Raw genomic sequence first — 19,100 nt, forward strand, 5'->3', positions numbered from 1 at the left:
TTGGCGTGTTGGCACATAATCAATTAAATTCTTCAGGAAGGGTGTAATGAGATAATGAAAGATAGAGATAAGATTTGCCATATATATGCACAAAAAAGTTGGCATATGGATTCTTATATTATTGGTAATCGTGAGGGTTTAATTGAATTAAAGAGTGCTATTGACCAAGCATTGAAAAGTAATGTTGGTCAAGCTGAATTGTTTCCATCAGATTTAGAGGATTATACAACTTACGTTGCTTTAGTTGATGATAAAGAAGAGTTGGATTCACTTATTATGCCTTACACTGATGAGGATAATGATGATGAAAACTTGATACATCCAGTTGATATAGTTACAAGTCATGAAGAGAAAAAAACCCCTAAAAATTAGGGGTTTTTTAGTGTGAAATTGTTACTTCCCGATGTTCTCTCCATTTTGCTCGATTAATGTTTCATACCAATAAGAGCTCTTTTTCCGAATTCTCTTCAGGTCTTTCAGGTCAAATTCATCACGATTGACGTAGATAAAACCGTAGCGTTTTGAGCAGCCTTGGTGTGTACTGATTAAGTCGATGGCTGACCACGGGCAGTACCCGAATACCTCTACACCGTCAGTGATCGCCCATTTGATTTGTTCAATATGTTTTTCTAAATAATCAATTCGATAATCATCCTGAATCGATCCATCCGCTTCTAACTTGTCAAAAGCGCCTAACCCGTTTTCCGTAATAATAAGAGGCAACTGATAGCGATCGTAAATCTCACGCATCGTTGATCGGAAACCGGTAGGGTCAATCTCCCAGCCAAATGCATTTTTACTTAAAAACGGGTTGTTGCCGCCTTTGTAGACGCCATCTTCACCGGATTTTAAATGCTGATCTCCGCCACGGGCAAATTCATCATTGCCATCTCCTTTACTCGCTTCAACCGTTTGAGATGTGTAGTAGTTAAAGGCAATGAAGTCTGGTTTTGCACTTTTCAAAATATCCATATCTCCCTCTTCAATCACAGGAAGAATGTCTTTTTCCTTCATGTATGCCCATGCAAGGTTGTTATAACGACCGAATACCGCCATATCAAGATATAGCCAGTTGCGGATTGCATTGTAATTAGCCGCAGCAATGACATCCTCAGGTTTGGGAGATGCCGGGTAAATAAGGGCGATGTTTGGCGCTGGTCCGATTTTTGCCTCAGGCAGCAAACGATGACAAAGCGTCATGGCTTTCGCCTGTGCCACAAGCATATGGTGGTTCTGCTGATATAGTTCTTTTTTCGGATTTTCTAAATTTGGATCCAGTGTACCTAGAGCTGATCCATGTAAGATCATCATGTTTTGTTCATTAATCGTCAGCCAATATTTTACCTTCTCGCCATACTCCTGGAACAAAACCTCCGCATAACGTTCAAACGCATCGACTGTCGAACGATTTGACCAGCCGCCTTTCACTTGAAGCGCATGAGGTAAATCAAAGTGATACATCGTCACAATTGGTTCAATGTCATAGCGGCGTAATTCATCAATGAGAGAATGGTAGAAGTCAATTCCCTTTTGATTGATCTCCCCATCTCCATCTGGAATGATACGTGTCCATGCAATAGAGAAACGATAAGCCTTCAAGCCCATTTCTGCAAACATCTTCACGTCCTCTTTATATCGATGATAGTGATCGCTGGCTACCTTAAAATCAGTTGTTCCTTCAGGATAGCTTTCTCTCATATCAATGACTGAAGGTCCCTTGCCATCCTCGTTCCACGCACCTTCTACTTGATAGGCGGAAGTCGATCCGCCCCAGAAAAAGTCTTTTGGAAATGGTGCTAGTGTTGAATATCTCATGATTATGTCCTCCCTTTTCTTAAACTAAGTGTAAAAATGATTGTCCTGGTGTCACTTGTTTTTCTTCTGTCTCAATGATATCGCTAAATTCACCGGAATTGGTAATAATCACAGGTGTTGTGACAGAAAGACCTGCTGCTTGAATGGCCTCAATATCAAACTCCGCAAGCAGTTCACCTTCTGTAATGGTTTGGCCCTGCTCAACCTTCGGCGTAAAATGACGGCCCCCAAGTTGTACAGTATCCAGTCCAATATGAATGAGTACTTCTGCTCCGCTTTCAGAGGTGAGACCGTATGCATGTCCTGTTGGGAATACCGTTGTCACGACCCCAGTTACTGGTGCAAACAGCTTACCTTCTGATGGAATAATGGCTGCACCCTTACCTAATGCGCCAGATGAGAAGGCTTTATCTTGCACCTCTTCTAGCTTGATGACTTCGCCAGATAAAGGACTTTTCACATGAGCTGCTTTGACACCATGTTCATTTTCAGATGCTGGTGCAGAACTAGCTGCAGGAGCATCTTCTTCATCCACAGGATCTTTGAATCCAATCAAATAGGTTAAGACGATTGAAAGGACAAATGAAACGGAAATTCCGATTAAGAATCCTGTAAACCCTTGACCATAGAAGATCGGAAGTGTCAGTAAACTCGGAAGACCTGATGAGATCGCAATACTTTGTGAATAACCAATAATGGCACCACCGACACCGGCAGAGATAACCGCTGCAATAAATGGTTTTTTCAAACGAAGTGTGACGCCGTATACAGCAGGCTCTGTAATTCCAAATACAGCAGAAACCGCTGTCGATCCAGCTAATGATTTCAGCTTTTTGTTCTTTGTTTTCAGCATAACACCGATTGAAGCACCGGCTTGTGAAAATACAGCTGGCGCAGTGGCCGGCTTAATATGATCTTTTCCATGGACCGCAATATTATTTAAAATGACTGGCACAAGCCCCCAATGGATACCGAAGATGACAAGAACCTGCCATGCCATCGCAATTAAAGCACCGGCAAGTGTAGGGCTAAAGGAGAATACTTTCAGCAGGACGGCTGCAATTCCGTTCCCTGCATACACACCAAATGGTCCAAATACGATCAGTGTCAGTGGAACGACCGTGACCAGTAAAATCAGTGGTGTAATAAAGTTTTTCACACTTTCATGAATGACTTTGTTAAAGAAACGTTCGATATATCCCATCACAAACACTGCCAAAATAATCGGGATAACCGTTGATGTATAAGACATTAAGACAACCGGAATACCGAAGAACGACACATCTCCGCCGCCTTTTGTGAGCTCTTGAATAGTCGGGTAGATCAGTGCACCTGCAATCGTCACAGCGACAAATGGATTCGCTTTAAACTTCCTAGCAGAAGTGAATGCGAGCAGCAGCGGCAGGAAGTAGAACAAGCTGTCTGATGCGGCAAATAAAATTTGATACGACGTATCTTCAGGAGATAACCATTTTGCATTGATACAGATGCCTAGAAGTCCTTTTAAAATACCGGCACCCGCCATGACACCTAGAAGCGGTGTGAAAATTCCAGAAACAATGTCGACGAATTTTCCGAAAAGACTTGTACTTTCTTCACTTGATCTAGCAGATGAAGAAGTGGAATCCTCTAATAGATTCGTAAACTCTCCAATCTCTCGATATACCTCTGGTACGGTGTTGCCAATGACCACCTGAAACTGGCCGCCGCTTTCCATGACAGTCACCACACCATTTAATTTTTCAATGGCCGCTTTATCTGCTTTTGATCTGTCATTTAATGTGAAGCGAAGTCTTGTGGCACAGTGAACCAATGAATGAACATTTTTCTCTGTCCCGATATGTTTGATAATGTCTTCTGCTAATTGACGATGACTCATACAAAAACCCCCTTTTTTTCAAAAAAATACGTTTTTAGGCAAAATAAAAACCTAAACGGGCACCAAAAATAGTCGCAACTTGCTATTGCGCTTTTTCAGTGAACGTTTAGGTTTTGCCTGCCGAACAGTCACAATCCTCTAAGACGATCATTGTGAAACCGTATTCTTTTATGTTTATGAGCAAATAGTACCACTCACTTTTTATGATGTCAACGCTTTCTTTTAAAATTCTATCTTTATTTTTCTCGTTTGATGAGTCGATTCAAATGAATCGATAGATAGAGCATCTCCTCTGATGTTAGATCGCGATGATATGTTTGATACACATATTCCGCGATTTTCTTTGCGCATTCGTACGCCTTCGGATATTTCACTTTAATCAGCTGATATAAATCTTGATCTTCACTGACGAGTAACGTTTCGTTGATGAGACGCTGTACGAAAAAGCGTAAATGTGTGAGAAAACGATAAAAGTTGAGCGAGTCTTCATCAAATTCCATGTTCAAGTGATATTTCACAATGGTCAGTATGGCATTCACTTCTTTTGTGATATTGACCGTTGTATTCATGTCTTCATTGAGCTCTGCATTAATGATATGCATGGCAATAAAGCCCGCTTCATCTTCGGGCAGTTCAATATCAAGACGATCTTCAATCATCTCAAGGCATTCCTTCGCCACGAGAAATTCATCTTTGTATAAACGTTTAATCTCCCAAATCAGCGAATTCTCAATCAAGTGGTTTTTCTTTAATCGTTCGATGGCGTAATGAATATGGTCTGCCAGCGATACATGCAGACTTTCGTTTAATCTTCGGTTCAGCTTTGTATGTGCGTATTGGATCATTTCCTCGGTCACCTTGACGACATCATACGGAACCTCTTGAAGCAACATTTTCATCCGCTCATGTACGGAATGATCTTCTAGGCGGAACACTTTATCAATTAACGCCTCGTCCACCGGGTCGCCGGGACGTCTTTGAAAAGCGATGCCTCTGCCCATGACGACGATTTCTTTTCCTTGTTCATCTATCACACTAATGACATTATTGTTTAGAACCTTTTGAATCTGCATCTCCAAACACCTCCGTCTATAACCAGCCATCTACACTCAAAATATGCTCTCATCTTAACACAACTGTCAAATCACTTGGCGTTTTTATCTGACTTTTGAAATAGATTTAACGATATTTTCACTTCTTTCTTGCTGGTCTGATCCTCCCTCGGCCTGCATACAATACCCCGAGGAGGTGACCTTCGATGAAGGCTTTTTTCTGGTCAGCATCTTTTTTATTCATGTTCATTCTGACTCTCTTTATTCTAGGTATTGTTTTTTGGCTTAGTGGACAAGGCTTAGATCAGCTATGGAGATATGCGCTTATCTGTCTTGTGACAGCCACCGTTCTACACGGCGTTACCACTTGGCTAAAGCAGCATGTCATGCATCATCTATCCAAATAAAAAGGCTGCCCTCCGTATTCAGGCAGCCCTTCCGTTATTCCTTAGATGAGGCGGCTTCTTTCTGAGAAGCACGCAGTTCATCATTAATTTTTTTCGCATCTTCTAAAAACTCTGTTTCAAATCCACTTTTGAGTGCCCACATATAAAATAACAACGCCACAACTGCAATGAGCGCCATATCCCAACCATAATGAATGACGTTATACCCGCCAAATTTATCACTGCCGAGACAAGAAATCGTCATCATCACAAGCAAATACACAACCATCCAAGCACCTGCTTTAAAGTGACGGCCAAAGCCCTTCCACTTCGCTTTTGCTTGATAGTAAAAATAGATTGGCAGACCGATGAGAATAATGAACAGCACCTGACCCGTCAGTGGCCATCTCGCCCAGTACAGTGTCAATGATGCAAAGACAAAACCAAGCGGAGCAATGATGCTGAGTCCTTTAATTCGCAGTGGACGATATAAATCTGTGCCCGTCTTTCTCAGCGTCATCACTGTCACAGGTCCTGTCAAATAGGAAATCAGGGTCGCCACAGAGATAATTTCAGCGAGAACCCCCCATCCTCTAAACAAAAACAGAAAGATAAACGATACGCCTAAGTTAAAAAACATCGCTGGACGAGGCACACCATAAATTGGGTGCAGACGACCAAGTACACTCGGCATGTACTTGTTTTTTTCCATCCCATAAATCATACGAGACGTCGTCGCCGTATACGTAATCCCTGTTCCAGAAGGAGAAACGAACGCATCTGCATATAAAATAAGGACAAGCCAGTTGATCCCTAGCGCAATGGCAAGGTCAGCAAATGGCGAGTTGAAATTCAAATGCCCCCAGCCATTCACAATCATTGATGGATCGACAGCGCCAATAAAAGCGATTTGCAGCAGCACATAAATGACCGTTGCAATCAAAATCGATCCAACAATGGCGATTGGAATCGAACGCCCTGGATTTTTCGCTTCTCCTGCCATATTAATCGGGCTTTGGAAGCCATTAAAAGCAAACACAATCCCCGATGTTGCCACAGCTGTGAGCACACTTGCCCAGCCGTTCGGCGCAATACTTGTTCCAGAAGTAAAATTCTCACTATGAAAACCTACGAATAAGAGCGCACCAATTGTTAATCCTGGAATGACGATTTTAAAAATCGTAATGAATGTATTCGCCTTTGAAAACAACCCAACTGTCCAATAATTGAGCAGAAAATAAATCACCAGCAGCACACTTGCCACCATGAGCCCCTCAGTCGTCAAAACCCCTTTTGTGACCAAATGGCTTGTCCACTTTGCCCACTCCCAAGGCCATGAGCTCATGTATTGAACGGAGGCAACTGCCTCAACAGGAATCACTGAGACAATGGCGATCCAGTTTGCCCAAGCGGCGATAAATCCAATAAAAGAGCCATGTGAATATTGCGTATATTTGACCATTCCGCCTGCCTCTGGAAACATCGACCCGAGTTCACTATAAGACAATGCGATAAATAAAATAACAACCATCCCGATCAACCATGACAAAATAGCAGCAGGGCCGGCGATTTGAGCAGCCCGCCACGCACCAAAGAGCCATCCTGAACCAATGATTGAGCCAAGACCTACCATCATTAAAGCGAAAGTTCCCATCCTACGATGCAAATGATTCATGTTCATAACACCTTTCGATTAAAATACAGAGCATGTGTCGAGCAAGCGCCTTTCTTTTATAGCAGCTCACCTTTCATTCCATTGGCAAATATTTTCTGATCTGAACTTTTATCTTTGTTCATTTTTTTGCCTGTTATATTATCTCTCAATTCTCCATTTTCTGAAATAGTCGAACATGCTTATTTCAAAAGAAAGCGCTTTTTCAACTGTTCAATCTATTAGACTGATTAACTACCTTTACCCTTATTTTGAAAAAAACAAAACAAAAAAGAAAGAGGAAATGACTTCCTCTTCCCTCTGAACACATATCATCCAAAGAAAAAAGGATAAAAGGGAAACCCTCTTATCCTTGTGAGATTGCTTGTTCTTTTTCAATGACAGCTAGTCTTTCTTGAACTTCTTCCTCAGACAAATTATGCTGTTTCACATAAAGGTTACGTTCGCTTGTGCGGCATTCATGGCTGCAGCTGCGCATATATTTATGCTCGCTTTCTTCTGTTGCAATCATTTTGCGGTTACATGCAGGGTTCGCACAGTTCACATAACGCTCGCAAGGTTCGCCAGTGAAGAAATCTTTTCCTACCACAACGTGCTCTGTTTGATTGACTGGAACCGTTAGGCGGTTATCAAACACATAACATTGACCATCCCATAGCTTTCCTTGAACTTCTGGGTCTTTTCCGTACGTGACAATTCCACCGTCAAGCTGGGATACATCTTCAAAGCCTTCACGCTTTAACCATCCTGAGAATTTCTCACAGCGTACGCCGCCTGTGCAATACGTCAGAATTTTTTTCCCTTCAAGAATCTCTTTATTGTCACGAATCCACTCAGGCAATTCACGGAATGTCTCAATGTCAGGGCGCACAGCACCTCTGAAGTGACCGACATCAAACTCATAATCATTACGTGCATCAATCACGACCGTATCAGGTGATTGCATTTGCTCGTAAAATTCAACTGGGCTGAGATGTTTCCCCGTTAATTCTAGCGGATTCACATCATCTTCAAGACTTAAATTCACCAATTCATTTCGATGACGGACGTGCATTTTCTTAAACGCATGACCATCTGCTTCGTCAATTTTAATTGGCATGGACGCAAAGCGTGGATCTTCTTTCAATGCTTGCATGTACTTGTCCGTTTGCTCAATGGTACCAGAAACGGTTCCGTTTATGCCTTCAGATGAAACAAGAATACGACCTAACAAACCAAGTTCCTTACAGAATGCTAGATGCTCTGCTGTAAACGTTTCTGGATCCTCAATGGGGACATATTGATAGTAAAGTAATACACGATATTGTTTTTCCATATATATAAACACCTCTTAAATTTAATCAAAACATACCATTTTATATCATACAGGAAATACATACCTTAAGGCAATGTCAGTAGTTCAATTCCATAAAACGGAAGGGTCTATGGTCTCATATTGTCCAATTATTTGACAGAACTTTCTGTAAAATGAGATGATTTAAGAACTATATGATTTCATAAAGGAGCATAAGTCCATGATCCAACCAGAAGAGATCGTCAGAAGCGGTCCTAACCAGTTTATTTCTCAAAAGGGGATTTATCATGAAATCGAGTCACTTGTTACTCCCTTTCAGTCACCAGCTATAGTGACAGGATATGACTCATATCAAGCCTTTTCACAGTACACAAAGCTTCCATCCGAGTGGCCTGTTGTTCAGCATAAAGGTTACAGTTCACCAAATGCGATCACACGAATTGCGGAAGAACTCAAGAGTTCAGACGTGATCATAGGGATCGGTGGCGGCACGATTTTAGATACAGCGAAGTCTGTTGCCGACGCTCTCCAAATTGAAGTGATCATGGTGCCGACGATTCCTGGGACATGTGCGGCTTCTACACCGCTCAGCGTCATTTATGATGACAAGGGAAATTTTATGAGGGTCGACTATCATAAGCGGTCCAGCTATCTCACGTTAATTGATCATACTTTTTTGCTTTCATCTCCTCTTTCCTATCTCCAAAGCGGAATTGGGGATACGCTGGCAAAATGGTATGAAGCGGAAGCCATTATTCGTAACACAAAAGGCACCTTGCCGCTCATGGTACATGCTGCATTAAAGCAGGCAGTGTACGTTCGTGACATTCTTCTGACTCATAGTGAAGAAGCCGTTAGCAGTTTAAAAACAGGTCAGCTTTCTCAAGCCTTTGCAGATGTAACAGATACGATCATTACGTTAGCGGGAACAGTCGGCGGCTATGGAGGACGTTATGGCAGAATGGCAGGAGCCCATGCTGTTCATAATGGATTAACATTTATTGATGAAACACATCATGTGTTACATGGACAAAAAGTGGCCTATGGCATTCTCGTTCAGCTTGCCGCAGAAAACCGTATGACGGAAGTAGAAGAATTACTTGAGCTTTATCAAACACTCGGATTACCTAGAACGATGCGTGAGCTTGGCATCACAGCTCAGCTAGAGGAAGCAGCACATACAGTGGCAAACCATGCTGCACGTAAAGATGAAACCTTTTGTTTGATTGGAGACTATACGAAAGAGCAAATTGTCGACGCCATTCAAATCATTGAGACCTATCAGCCTCAAAAGACGGTCTGAACATAGGTGCAAAAAAAGCACAGGCATCCCGCCCGTGCTTTCTTTTTATTAAAAATCGAAGTTATCTGGGTCTGGACCCGTGCGCTCATCTTCATTGAGCTGATCAATGACACTCATTTCATGGGCGGACAACTCGAAATCAAATACGTTTGTGTTTTCGATGATTCGGCTCTTCGTCACAGATTTCGGAATGGTGATAATGCCATGCTGCAAGTCCCAGCGAAGAATGACTTGCGCCACTGACTTCTCATGTTTTTTCGCAATATCTTGAAGCACCGGATGATTAAGAAGTTTCCCGCTGCCTAATGGCGACCATGCTTCTACATGAATGCCTTTTGCCTTGCAGTAGTCACGTAAAGGCTCTTGCGTCAGCTTCGGATGCAGTTCAATTTGATTGACCATTGGCACCACTTCTGCCTCTTCTAATAAATCTTCTAAATGATGCTGATGGAAGTTACACACGCCAATGGCTTTCACGCGGCCATCCTTATAAAGCTTTTCTAGCGCCTTCCACGTTTCTTTATATTTGCCTTCAACCGGCCAATGGATTAAATAAAGATCCAATACATCCAAACCAAGTTTGTTCATACTTGTTTCAAAGGCTTCAAGCGTTGACTCATATCCTTGATCACTATTCCAGACTTTTGTCGTAATGAACAGCTCATCGCGAGAGATGCCTGATTGCTGAATGGCTTTGCCAACACCTTCTTCATTTTGATAGGCCGCTGCTGTATCTATACTGCGGTAGCCAGCTTCAAGTGCGTCTTTGACTGCATTTACAGCCTCATCCCCATCTTTTACTTGCCATACACCAAAGCCAAGCTTCGGCATTTTCACTCCGTTTGCTAATGTGACTGTATCTGTTAATCCACTCATCAAACAAACCTCCGCTTCATTTTTGCTTACCATGCACTATACCCGAATGTGCGAAAGATCATGCATGAAAATAGACCATGCAAGGGCTACTATGATCTAATTTCATTTAGTCCCATACTAACAACACAAAATTTTTATGTGAATATATTTGTTTTTATATTAAATAGATTTCTACTTATCCCTATACAAACAGCGAGGTCCAATCATCCTCCTCAGAGAATACTTGAATCCCATGCTGTTTCAGCAAGGCAGACGTCACACCGTCCCCAGCCTTTGTCTTCCCGTTAAACTCTCCCCGATAGATCATCCGGCTTCCGCAAGAAGGGCTGTACTCTTTTAACACGACGGATGTTGCGCCAAGAGTCTGAACCTGCTTAAGCGTGGCTTGTGCACCATTTACATACATCTCTGTCACATCCGTTCCATGAACATCAACAACAGCAGCCTGCCCCCGTAAGACATCATGACCATCTCCACCAATAATTTCTGCGGGAGGTCTTGGTGTAGAGAAACCGCCAAGCAGCTCAGGGCAAACTGTTACCGCCTTTCCTTCCTGCACAAGCTCCTCGATACGTTGATCTAATCGATGGCTGCCATTATAACGGACCTTTAATCCCGCAAGACAAGCGCTGACAACGATCATGTATGTTCCTCATTTCTATGTATTGAACGTTTTTTGCTGACTTTAAAATAAATCCATAAAGGCAAACAGAGTATCGTGTACATCAGAAAGGGCAGAGCACAATACAAAACAGCCGCCCACATGGACCCTTCAACTCCTGTCACTCCAAAAAAATAAACAAATAATAGCAAGCTGACAAACAATCCGACGAACGGCATGATAAATACATATTTTTTGAAATTTTCCATCATCTCTTTCACCAACACGGCTCCCTTCCTCAATCATCATCACGAATAACGTCAATATATGTTAATTTTACCATAAAAAAAACCGAAAGCATCTAGTTTATAGAAATCTTTCGGTCCGTTATTTATATCTTTTCCTTCCAAGCCTTTAAGAAGCGCTCAATAACCTGTAGTTCGTCTTCATTAAATTCATGGAGGAATTCTAAATAGGAGGAGACTGCCTGTTCATGAAGCTCATCATGCAGTGCCGCAAGCTGTGTGCCTTCCTCTGTGAGTGAATAATAGACGGATTTCTTGTCACCTTGCCGGTGGCGATAGTCGACCATGCCTTTTTCGATGAGCTTTTTCACAGCTTTTGTAATAGCTGGTTTTGATAGTTTTAGTTGTTGTGAAAGAAATGTATTATTGGATTCGTTAGGGTTTGCTTGAATCATAGATAAAATATGAAGCTGTGTAAGTGTCCAATCTTGCTTGAGTGTATCAGTCGTGGTAATCAGTGGATCTGTTGGATCGTTCCGTTTCTTTTCCCTATGCATAATCAAATCTTGAATCGCTTTTAAGACAATCTGCTCGTTTGTTTCCATCTGAACCTCCACTCTTAACTGGTTAATAAAATGGTACTAATAATCAATAAAGGAGTCAAAAGAAATGTGGGGATGATGAAAAGAATGGGTCATCAGACCTGATAAATAAAAGAACTTTTTTACTAGAATGCAAGAGACGACACAATTTCCTTTTCTTTGCTATTATTTATGATAGGTACCCCTCAATCAAAAAAAGAAGGTGAGAGAGTGAAAACAGAGCAGCAAATGGCCATTCGCCAGTTAGAAGAAAAAATAAATTTGTTTTCTTCTGTTGTCAACGGATCGATCCTATCAGCGGAAGATTTCGTTCTATCAAACACGCATATATCAACTGACACGTTCAATTTATTATTACCCATTTCAGCGCACATACAAGATCAACAAAAAGTGGAAGCTGCCATCGAACAAATGCAGCAACAGCAGCTAGCATTCAGCACATGGATCACTCAAAGCCTGCTCCACCCCGATTGGTCGAATACCATGCAGAAATATGGGCTTCAAGAAGTGGAACGCAATACCATCATGATGCTTGAACATACAAACGACATCGATCAAAGGACCTCTCAATCGCTTACGATCAAGGAAGTGACGGACGATCAAACTTTTCTCGATTATCAACATTTATTTATCGAACTTTTCGAAGGATCACCTGAAGCAATCGCTTTAAACAGCTATTTCCAGCGCTTCTCGATTGAACGATTACACCCGAGTACCCGCATGTTCGTTGGATATGAACACAACAAACCAGTCACAACGGGCTTATTGATTGAAACAGCAGACAGCTACGGTATTTATGATGTCATCACAAAGGCAGAACACCGCGGAAGAGGACTTGGCAGTGACATGTTTCATTACCTTCTGACCCAGACAGATAACAAACAAAAGTGTGTGATGTTACAAGCCTCAAATGACGGCAAACATATCTATCAGCGTGCCGGATTTCAACCAATTGGAGAAATGGTTATTTTTGAATAGAAGATGATATTTTTCCTGAGGTATCAAAGGCAAAGAAAGGTAGCCTGTCTCTTCTTTGCCTCCAACATCTCACCATAAAAATGAATGTACATTCATTCACTCCTTTGGTACATTTAAAAAAAGGAGCTGAAAAACAGATGGTTCGACCAGGCGATCAATTTCAAACAAGCAAAACCTATACGCATGAAGATGTGATTCAATTTGGCGAGATGACAGGTGATCTTGGCAAACATCATACCGAGCTAGATGATCAAGGCAGGCTCATGGTACACGGCTTTCTCACAGCAAGTCTAGCCACGAAACTTGGCGGGCAGTTTCATTTTATCGGTCAAGAGATGACATGTACCTTCATACGCCCTGTTTATACAGGTGACACCATTACCTGTCAGATGGCCGTCACCAAGGTAGAACCCCTTGAAAAATACCATCGTGTCCACCTTTTTTCCCGGTATATCAATCAGCATGGAGAAGAAGTCATTACTGGTAAAAGTGAAGGTGTGGTTTTCAAAAAATAAAAAGCTGCCTATGATGAGGCAGCTAACTAACACGAAAACGTTCTTATTCCCTTCTATTCAGCATGATGCTGACGATCCATATAAAGCGGCGGTCTCTTTAATGAAATCACTGCACAGCTAAAGGCAATCAGCACAAAAACAGCACCGAATTTAGCCAAATCAACAGATGAACCGGTCATTGTAAACATGACGCCACCCACTGCTGATCCAATGGAAATCCCAATTTGCAAAGCGGATGTATTTAAACTTTGCTGAATATCAGACGTCACAGGGTCTGTTTGAATCAAATAGCTCTGCAAAGCAGGTGTCAGTGCCCAGCTAAGAGCACCCCATAGGACAACCATCACCATAAAGAGCATAAACACTCCCGCTGTATAAGGAAGGATAAACATCACAATGGCAAACGCCATGGTCACAAGCAAAATGGCTTTTCCTGATCCTAGTTTGTCACTCAGCCAGCCACCAAACCCATTCCCGCCAATCGACGCAAGTCCGAAGACCAAATAACAAATACTAATCCAAAACGGAGTCATATGCAAAACTTCCATCAGAAATGGCGTGAAATAAGAATACAGCATATAATGACCAGCAAGCATGAACAAGCTAATCAAATGTGCACTGAAAATTTTCGGATGCCCTAAAGAACGAATTTGTTCTTTAAGCGGTGTGACTTTTTCAACAGGCATTTTCTCCAAAAGAAAATAAATGAGTACCATGGATATAGCTGACAGAATACTGATTCCTAAAAACATCACTCTCCAGCCAAAGCTCTCTGTAATAAAAATACCGATCGGTACACCGAGAACAAGTGATGAGCTAATCCCTATAAAAATCAGACCTAATGCTTTCGCTCGATGCGCCGGTTCCACCAGCTTGGCGGTAATCGTTAGTGATAACACCACAACAAGCGCTGTACTCATGGCAATCAAGACCCTAGAGATCATGACAAGGGCAAAGGTGGAACTAAAATATGTGAATACATTGCCTAATGTAAAGACCAATAATGCGATTAAATAAAGACGCTTTCGTTCGATTTTGGCTGTGACGGTCAGTAGCACCGGTGCTGAAATAGCATACACAATCGCAAATACCGTGATCAGCTGCCCAGCTGTCGCAAGAGACACATTGAGATCCTCTGCTAAACTTGGCAAAATGCCCCCGACCACAAGCTCAACTAATCCAACCGCAAAAGTAGAAACAGCTAATAAATAAACTCTCCAGTTCATGTCTAACATCCCTTCTCTATATCATGGCTTTCACTTTTGATACAGGGTGTAGACAAACAAAAAAACCCTGATTACAAAAAAGGAAAGCGCGCTTTTGTAATCAGGATTTATCGGATCCTGGTAGAAACCCTCAAACCATATTATTGAGGTTATACAAGTCTATTTTTTTCTTCAAATATATTAGCATAGCCTTCCATAACGTGCAAGCTGCAAAAATAGAAAATATCTGCCAATGGCTCAGCAACATAAACGACCTTAGAAAGGCATGAAATGAACTTGCGGACCAACTTGCTTTCTCCCCCATTTACAGGTAAACTGATGAAAAATCAACGAACAAGGATCAACGTAGATCTGGAATAGTAGCTTGAATCGATCTTTAACAGAGAGGGAACGGTGCTGAGAAGTTCCTACTGACATCTTCAAGTGAACCTGCCGATTTAGTTCTGTTTCATACAGCGGTTCATACCGTTATCATGATCGAGTGTAAAGCTGTGCTTTAAATTAGGGTGGTACCACCAGGAATGGTCCCTAACTTAAAGCACAGCTTTTTTGTTTTTTAAAAGGAGGAAAAAGACGATGTCAAAGAAACAATTTGTTGAGAAAATTACAAGCATGGAAGACGACTTTGCCCAGTGGTATACAGATGTTGTCACAAAGGCGCGTCTCGTCGATTATTCAAGCGTTAGAGGCAGTATGATCATTCAGCCATACGGTTTTAAAATTTGGGAGAATATTCGCGACGAACTTGATCGTCAAATCAAAGAAACGGGTCACGAGAATGTCTATATGCCGCTCTTTATCCCTGAAAGCCTTCTCCAGCAGGAAAAAGATCATATCGAAGGCTTTGCTCCTGAAGTGGCGTGGGTGACACATGGCGGTGATTCGGAATTACAAGAAAGACTCTGCGTCAGACCAACATCTGAGGTGCTGTTCGCTGAGCATTATAAAAACATCATTCACTCCTATCGTGATTTACCAAAGCTATATAACCAATGGGCCAATGTCGTCCGCTGGGAAAAGACAACACGTCCATTCCTTAGAACCCTTGAATTCCTCTGGCAGGAAGGGCACACTTGTCATGAGACAGAGCAAGAAGCGATTGAAGAAACAGAAAAAATGCTCCATGTCTATGCGTCTATTTGTGAAGAGCTTCTAGCGATCCCTGTCATTAAAGGAAGAAAAACAGAGAAAGAAAAATTCGCTGGCGCCCGCTTCACCTATACGGTTGAAAGCTTGATGCATGATGGAAAAGCCCTGCAAACCGCCACTTCTCACTTCTTCGGCAGCGGATTTGCCAAGGCGTTTGGCATTGAATTTTTAAATCGAGAAGGAAAATTAGAGCATGTCCAGCAAACATCATGGGGCTTCACCACAAGAATTATTGGCGCTATGATCATGGTGCATGGCGATGACAGAGGACTTGTCCTGCCGCCAAACATTGCGCCAACCCAAGTACGTGTTGTGCCAATTGCTTCCCATAAAGAAGGTGTCCTCGATCATGCCTATGAATTAAAGGATAGACTCGCCCGCATCGCACGCGCTGACATCGATGCAAGTGATAAACAGCCTGGCTGGAAATTCAACGAATGCGAAATGCAGGGCATCCCATTACGCGTAGAAGTAGGACCAAAGGATATGGAAAAAGGTCAGGTGATGCTCGCAAGACGAGACACTGGTGAAAAGCAAGCCGTCACATTAGATGCACTTGAACAAACCATCACGTCCACGCTTGAAGACATTCAGCAGACGATGTACGAAAAAGCAAAAGAACGATTACATGAAAAAACATCAAACGCCCACACAATCGAAGACATCGAGCAGCTTCTTGCCGAAGAAAACAGGTTGATCAAAGCCATGTGGTGCGGCGATGAAGACTGTGAAAACGACATCAAAGAGAGAACAGGGGCGACATCACGCTGTATCCCGTTTGAACAAGAATCCGTTTCTGACACATGTGTCTGCTGCGGGAAACCAGCTTCTGATATGGTGTTCTGGGCAAAAGCCTACTAATCATATTTCAAATTTTTTACAAATGATGCAGGGATTTGTCTACACGCTGAAGCATCTTATAAGATGCTTCTTTTTTGTTAAAAAGAGCCAAATATCCATTGACCTCCTTCACACAATCCCCTATAATTCATATTAATATAATCGGTTTTTAAGACTTTAACTGGAGTGGTGATCTATGAAGCGCTGGCTCTCAATTTTTAACGAACGCTGTCCAAAATGTAAAACAGCATTAGATGTCTCGAAGTCCAATGCCTTGCAAGGCAAAGTCGTGAAAACATGCCCAAATCTTCATTATCAAAAAGAGTACCACCCTGCACTTGAAACGTATATCGAGCACGATAACATGAAATAAAAAAGACCAACACATGGAAAAGAGCCCTTGCTCTCAGTTGTTGGTCTTTTTCTTATAATAAATCCACCCAGATTTTGATCGCTGTGGCTGTAATCATCACGGCAAGCGCCCATTGCAAATAAACGGCATTGATTTTCTGGCCAATTTTCGCCCCAATCGGCGCGGCCATCAAACTGGCTACCATTAAGACAAGCGCAGGCATGAACATGACTTGACCAGTCAGCACTTTCCCAGCCGATGCGCCGATCGCAGAGAGAAACGTAATCGCCAGAGACGAGGCAATCGTCATCCGCACAGGGATTTTGAGAATCGATAGCATCACCGGCACTAAAATAAAGGCACCGCCTGCACCTAATACACCGGATACACTTCCGATCACAAAGGCAATACCAGCCGCCAATCCTTTATGAAAGGTCACCTCTCCATCCGCTTCTGCCTGCTGACCTTTTTTCGGAACAAGCATTAAAATGACAGCGACAATGGCAAGCAGACCATAGACCACATTGATGCCTTTCTCTAGAAGGAAATGTGATAAATAGCTGCCTAATAAACTCCCTGCCAATATACTGCTCCCCATATATAAAATCAATGGTCGATGTAAAAATCCGCTTTTTCGATACGCCAGCACACCGCCGAGTGTCGAAAATAGTACTTGAATGGCACCAATCCCTGAAACCTCGTGTGCCGATAATGCCATCACTCCGACTAGAGGCGGGATATAAAGCAGCATAGGATAGTTGATCACCGATCCTCCTATTCCGACCATTCCTGATAAGAAGGAACCAATAAATCCGATGATAAATAAAGTAATGAAAAATGCAAAATCCACGCTGGTCTCCTCCTTTGCAAAAGGAAAAGGGGCTCCCTCATAGATACCCCTCTCCCCTTTAGGACCCTTTTCTCACCCAGAACTTCAGCACATGCCCTTCATCTGTCTGCGTGATCAATTCATGTCCGCTTGACTTAGCCCATGCAGCCAAATCAGCTTTGGCCCCTTTATCTGTTGCATGTATTTCTAATACTTGGCCTTCTGCCAAGTCGTTCATTTTTTTCTTCGTCCGAATAATCGGCATTGGGCATGCAAGCCCGGTTACGTCTAAAATGTGATCTGATGTCATCTGATCATCCCTCGCTTCTTTATTTTATTGAACATTATCGAATCGCACAACGGTTTGGACCAATTTCCATGTCTCGCTGCGCTTCCTCGTCTGGATGCAGCTTCCCCATATTGGTAGACCGAATGTCTTGATAAGCGTTTGGCTGTGCAGGTAGATGCTGCGTGACCATTTGTCTAAATACGTCTTCATCTTCAATGTTCAGCCCGTGATTTTCTTCAAACAAAGCGCCTAGTTCCTTCCAAACGCTCCCGTCTTCATTCAGCTCATCCACGATCATAAAATGTGCAGGCAGCACAATCAATTCTGCCGAAAGCGCCGTATATCGTGTATAAAGGGTTTCTCTCAAATCACCTACCCAGTCCTCCGCCATACCGGCTAGGTCAGGTCTTCCGATCGAATCAATGAACAAAATATCACCTGAAAGGAGATAACGGCCGTCTACGATAAAAGAGGTTGAACCAATCGTATGGCCCGGTGAATAAAGGGCATGAATATCAATCTCCGTCGCTCCAATCGTCACACGCTGTCCTTCTTCAAGGTGATTGTAATCAAATGTCACCTCTTCGGCGTCTTTTGGCGGTAGCCAATAGATAGCACCAGTCAGTTCAGACAGCTTTTTCCCGCCAGATATATGGTCCGCATGAAGGTGCGTATCAAACACATGCGTCACTGTGACTTGATGTTTTTTGGCAAATTGCGTATAGACCTCCGTCATTCTAGCCGCATCAATAATCGCAGCTTCCCTATTCGACATGATCATATAGGACAAGCACCCCTTGCCCATTCGCACAAATTGGTACAACTCTCCACCGCCAGTTAAATCACCGATCTTCACTGGCTCTAAATGCTCACTCCATGCCTTCATGCCGCCTTGCAAATAATGGACCGTTCTGCCTGCCTCTGACAGCATCTCTGCCACCATAATAGAAGAGCCCTCTTTCGCACAAACGACCAGTACATCTAGGTCATCCGGTATGTTCTCCACCATATCCTCTACGCCATCAAGAAGCTCAAAGTAAGGCACATTTAAATATTCAACGGCTTTCCCTTCAATTTTCCAGTCCTGCACATCTGTTTCGTTTCGTACATCCAACAAAAAGATCGGCTCTTTGTTGATGATCTTTTTTGTTAACTGTTCTGCTGTCATTGCTTTTACAGTCATTGGTTCATTCAGCT

General features: G+C 42.6%; 19 protein-coding genes and 1 riboswitch. Of the genes, 7 read left to right on the plus strand and 12 right to left on the minus strand.

Annotated features, from left to right (window positions below; translation table 11 throughout):
* Positions 1–54 precede the first annotated feature (54 nt).
* The gene (locus N521_RS06875; protein ID WP_035390595.1) at positions 55–372 is read left to right on the plus strand and encodes a hypothetical protein; all 318 of its coding nucleotides are present in this window, start codon (positions 55–57) and stop codon (positions 370–372) included.
* A 21-nt stretch (positions 373–393) separates the two neighbouring features.
* On the opposite strand, the gene N521_RS06880 is transcribed toward N521_RS06875, so the two are convergent.
* The 3 genes from N521_RS06880 to licT all read right to left on the minus strand — a co-directional run bounded on the left by N521_RS06880 (position 394) and on the right by licT (position 4,767).
* Entirely contained in the window at positions 394–1,815 is a 1,422-nt protein-coding gene (locus N521_RS06880; protein ID WP_008343856.1) for a glycoside hydrolase family 1 protein, read from the minus strand.
* 19 nt (positions 1,816–1,834) lie between these two features.
* A complete protein-coding gene (locus N521_RS06885; protein ID WP_035390598.1) occupies positions 1,835–3,694 on the minus strand; it encodes a beta-glucoside-specific PTS transporter subunit IIABC in 1,860 nt (619 codons plus the stop codon).
* Between the two features lie 236 nt (positions 3,695–3,930).
* Positions 3,931–4,767 carry a BglG family transcription antiterminator LicT gene (gene licT / locus N521_RS06890; RefSeq protein ID WP_035390599.1) on the minus strand — a complete coding sequence of 279 codons (837 nt, stop codon included), beginning with the start codon at positions 4,765–4,767 and terminating at the stop codon, positions 3,931–3,933.
* Between the two features lie 185 nt (positions 4,768–4,952).
* On the opposite strand from licT, the gene N521_RS06895 reads away from it, so the two are divergent.
* Entirely contained in the window at positions 4,953–5,153 is a 201-nt protein-coding gene (locus tag N521_RS06895) for a hypothetical protein (RefSeq protein WP_035390601.1), read from the plus strand.
* A gap of 34 nt (positions 5,154–5,187) precedes the next feature.
* Here N521_RS06895 and N521_RS06900 read toward each other — a convergent pair whose 3' ends face one another.
* Together N521_RS06900 and trhO are read right to left on the minus strand one after the other, a co-directional pair.
* The gene (locus N521_RS06900; RefSeq protein ID WP_008343861.1) at positions 5,188–6,807 is read right to left on the minus strand and encodes an APC family permease; all 1,620 of its coding nucleotides are present in this window, start codon (positions 6,805–6,807) and stop codon (positions 5,188–5,190) included.
* Positions 6,808–7,150: 343 nt separating this feature from the next.
* Positions 7,151–8,119 (minus strand): oxygen-dependent tRNA uridine(34) hydroxylase TrhO, encoded by a 969-nt coding sequence (gene trhO / locus N521_RS06905; RefSeq protein WP_007498459.1) that lies wholly within the window; start codon positions 8,117–8,119, stop codon positions 7,151–7,153.
* Between the two features lie 199 nt (positions 8,120–8,318).
* Between trhO and N521_RS06910 the strand changes: the two genes are divergently transcribed.
* Positions 8,319–9,401 (plus strand): iron-containing alcohol dehydrogenase family protein, encoded by a 1,083-nt coding sequence (locus tag N521_RS06910; RefSeq protein WP_035390603.1) that lies wholly within the window; start codon positions 8,319–8,321, stop codon positions 9,399–9,401.
* Between the two features lie 48 nt (positions 9,402–9,449).
* Here N521_RS06910 and N521_RS06915 read toward each other — a convergent pair whose 3' ends face one another.
* The 3 genes from N521_RS06915 to N521_RS06930 form a co-directional block, all read right to left on the minus strand.
* Positions 9,450–10,277, minus strand: a complete 828-nt coding sequence (locus N521_RS06915; RefSeq protein ID WP_017358734.1) for an aldo/keto reductase — start codon at positions 10,275–10,277, stop codon at positions 9,450–9,452.
* A 181-nt stretch (positions 10,278–10,458) separates the two neighbouring features.
* On the minus strand, positions 10,459–10,920 hold the full coding sequence (locus tag N521_RS06920) for a 2-thiouracil desulfurase family protein (protein WP_007498468.1): 462 nt from the start codon (positions 10,918–10,920) through the stop codon (positions 10,459–10,461).
* A 349-nt stretch (positions 10,921–11,269) separates the two neighbouring features.
* Positions 11,270–11,728, minus strand: a complete 459-nt coding sequence (locus tag N521_RS06930) for a MarR family transcriptional regulator (protein ID WP_017366520.1) — start codon at positions 11,726–11,728, stop codon at positions 11,270–11,272.
* Between the two features lie 207 nt (positions 11,729–11,935).
* Between N521_RS06930 and N521_RS06935 the strand changes: the two genes are divergently transcribed.
* On the plus strand, positions 11,936–12,703 hold the full coding sequence (locus N521_RS06935) for a GNAT family N-acetyltransferase (protein ID WP_035390609.1): 768 nt from the start codon (positions 11,936–11,938) through the stop codon (positions 12,701–12,703).
* 137 nt (positions 12,704–12,840) lie between these two features.
* A complete protein-coding gene (locus N521_RS06940; protein WP_008343876.1) occupies positions 12,841–13,218 on the plus strand; it encodes a hotdog domain-containing protein in 378 nt (125 codons plus the stop codon).
* 53 nt (positions 13,219–13,271) lie between these two features.
* On the opposite strand, the gene N521_RS06945 is transcribed toward N521_RS06940, so the two are convergent.
* Complete coding sequence (locus N521_RS06945) at positions 13,272–14,444, minus strand: MFS transporter (RefSeq protein WP_017358727.1); 1,173 nt, start codon at positions 14,442–14,444, stop codon at positions 13,272–13,274.
* A 77-nt stretch (positions 14,445–14,521) separates the two neighbouring features.
* A riboswitch (purine riboswitch) is annotated at positions 14,522–14,621 on the minus strand.
* Positions 14,622–15,020: 399 nt separating this feature from the next.
* Here N521_RS06945 and proS point away from each other — a divergent pair.
* Positions 15,021–16,454 (plus strand): proline--tRNA ligase, encoded by a 1,434-nt coding sequence (proS, locus tag N521_RS06950; protein WP_035390611.1) that lies wholly within the window; start codon positions 15,021–15,023, stop codon positions 16,452–16,454.
* Between the two features lie 175 nt (positions 16,455–16,629).
* Positions 16,630–16,806 (plus strand): hypothetical protein, encoded by a 177-nt coding sequence (locus tag N521_RS19650; protein ID WP_008343879.1) that lies wholly within the window; start codon positions 16,630–16,632, stop codon positions 16,804–16,806.
* A 52-nt stretch (positions 16,807–16,858) separates the two neighbouring features.
* On the opposite strand, the gene N521_RS06955 is transcribed toward N521_RS19650, so the two are convergent.
* Genes N521_RS06955 through N521_RS06965 form a run of 3 tightly spaced genes read right to left on the minus strand, consistent with a single transcriptional unit; the run spans position 16,859 to position 19,086 of the window.
* A complete protein-coding gene (locus N521_RS06955) occupies positions 16,859–17,635 on the minus strand; it encodes a sulfite exporter TauE/SafE family protein (RefSeq protein WP_035390613.1) in 777 nt (258 codons plus the stop codon).
* Between the two features lie 58 nt (positions 17,636–17,693).
* Positions 17,694–17,924, minus strand: a complete 231-nt coding sequence (locus N521_RS06960) for a sulfurtransferase TusA family protein (protein WP_008343881.1) — start codon at positions 17,922–17,924, stop codon at positions 17,694–17,696.
* A 34-nt stretch (positions 17,925–17,958) separates the two neighbouring features.
* Positions 17,959–19,086, minus strand: a complete 1,128-nt coding sequence (locus N521_RS06965) for an MBL fold metallo-hydrolase (RefSeq protein WP_035390615.1) — start codon at positions 19,084–19,086, stop codon at positions 17,959–17,961.
* Between the last annotated feature and the right edge of the window lie 14 nt (positions 19,087–19,100).

Source organism: Bacillus sp. UNC125MFCrub1.1 (assembly GCF_000701305.1).
GTDB classification, from domain to species: Bacteria; Bacillota; Bacilli; order Bacillales; family Bacillaceae; genus Bacillus; species Bacillus altitudinis.

Excerpts from the sequence above, each read along its gene's own strand:
- N521_RS06875 (WP_035390595.1), top strand. The coding sequence starts at position 55 with ATGAAAGATAGAGATAAGATTTGCCATATATATGCACAAAAAAGTTGG.
- N521_RS06880 (WP_008343856.1), bottom strand. The coding sequence starts at position 1,815 with ATGAGATATTCAACACTAGCACCATTTCCAAAAGACTTTTTCTGGGGC.
- N521_RS06885 (WP_035390598.1), bottom strand. The coding sequence starts at position 3,694 with ATGAGTCATCGTCAATTAGCAGAAGACATTATCAAACATATCGGGACA.
- licT (WP_035390599.1), bottom strand. The coding sequence starts at position 4,767 with ATGCAGATTCAAAAGGTTCTAAACAATAATGTCATTAGTGTGATAGAT.
- N521_RS06895 (WP_035390601.1), top strand. The coding sequence starts at position 4,953 with ATGAAGGCTTTTTTCTGGTCAGCATCTTTTTTATTCATGTTCATTCTG.
- N521_RS06900 (WP_008343861.1), bottom strand. The coding sequence starts at position 6,807 with ATGAATCATTTGCATCGTAGGATGGGAACTTTCGCTTTAATGATGGTA.
- trhO (WP_007498459.1), bottom strand. The coding sequence starts at position 8,119 with ATGGAAAAACAATATCGTGTATTACTTTACTATCAATATGTCCCCATT.
- N521_RS06910 (WP_035390603.1), top strand. The coding sequence starts at position 8,319 with ATGATCCAACCAGAAGAGATCGTCAGAAGCGGTCCTAACCAGTTTATT.
- N521_RS06915 (WP_017358734.1), bottom strand. The coding sequence starts at position 10,277 with ATGAGTGGATTAACAGATACAGTCACATTAGCAAACGGAGTGAAAATG.
- N521_RS06920 (WP_007498468.1), bottom strand. The coding sequence starts at position 10,920 with ATGATCGTTGTCAGCGCTTGTCTTGCGGGATTAAAGGTCCGTTATAAT.
- N521_RS06930 (WP_017366520.1), bottom strand. The coding sequence starts at position 11,728 with ATGGAAACAAACGAGCAGATTGTCTTAAAAGCGATTCAAGATTTGATT.
- N521_RS06940 (WP_008343876.1), top strand. The coding sequence starts at position 12,841 with ATGGTTCGACCAGGCGATCAATTTCAAACAAGCAAAACCTATACGCAT.
- N521_RS06945 (WP_017358727.1), bottom strand. The coding sequence starts at position 14,444 with ATGAACTGGAGAGTTTATTTATTAGCTGTTTCTACTTTTGCGGTTGGA.
- proS (WP_035390611.1), top strand. The coding sequence starts at position 15,021 with ATGTCAAAGAAACAATTTGTTGAGAAAATTACAAGCATGGAAGACGAC.
- N521_RS19650 (WP_008343879.1), top strand. The coding sequence starts at position 16,630 with ATGAAGCGCTGGCTCTCAATTTTTAACGAACGCTGTCCAAAATGTAAA.
- N521_RS06960 (WP_008343881.1), bottom strand. The coding sequence starts at position 17,924 with ATGACATCAGATCACATTTTAGACGTAACCGGGCTTGCATGCCCAATG.
- N521_RS06965 (WP_035390615.1), bottom strand. The coding sequence starts at position 19,086 with ATGACTGTAAAAGCAATGACAGCAGAACAGTTAACAAAAAAGATCATC.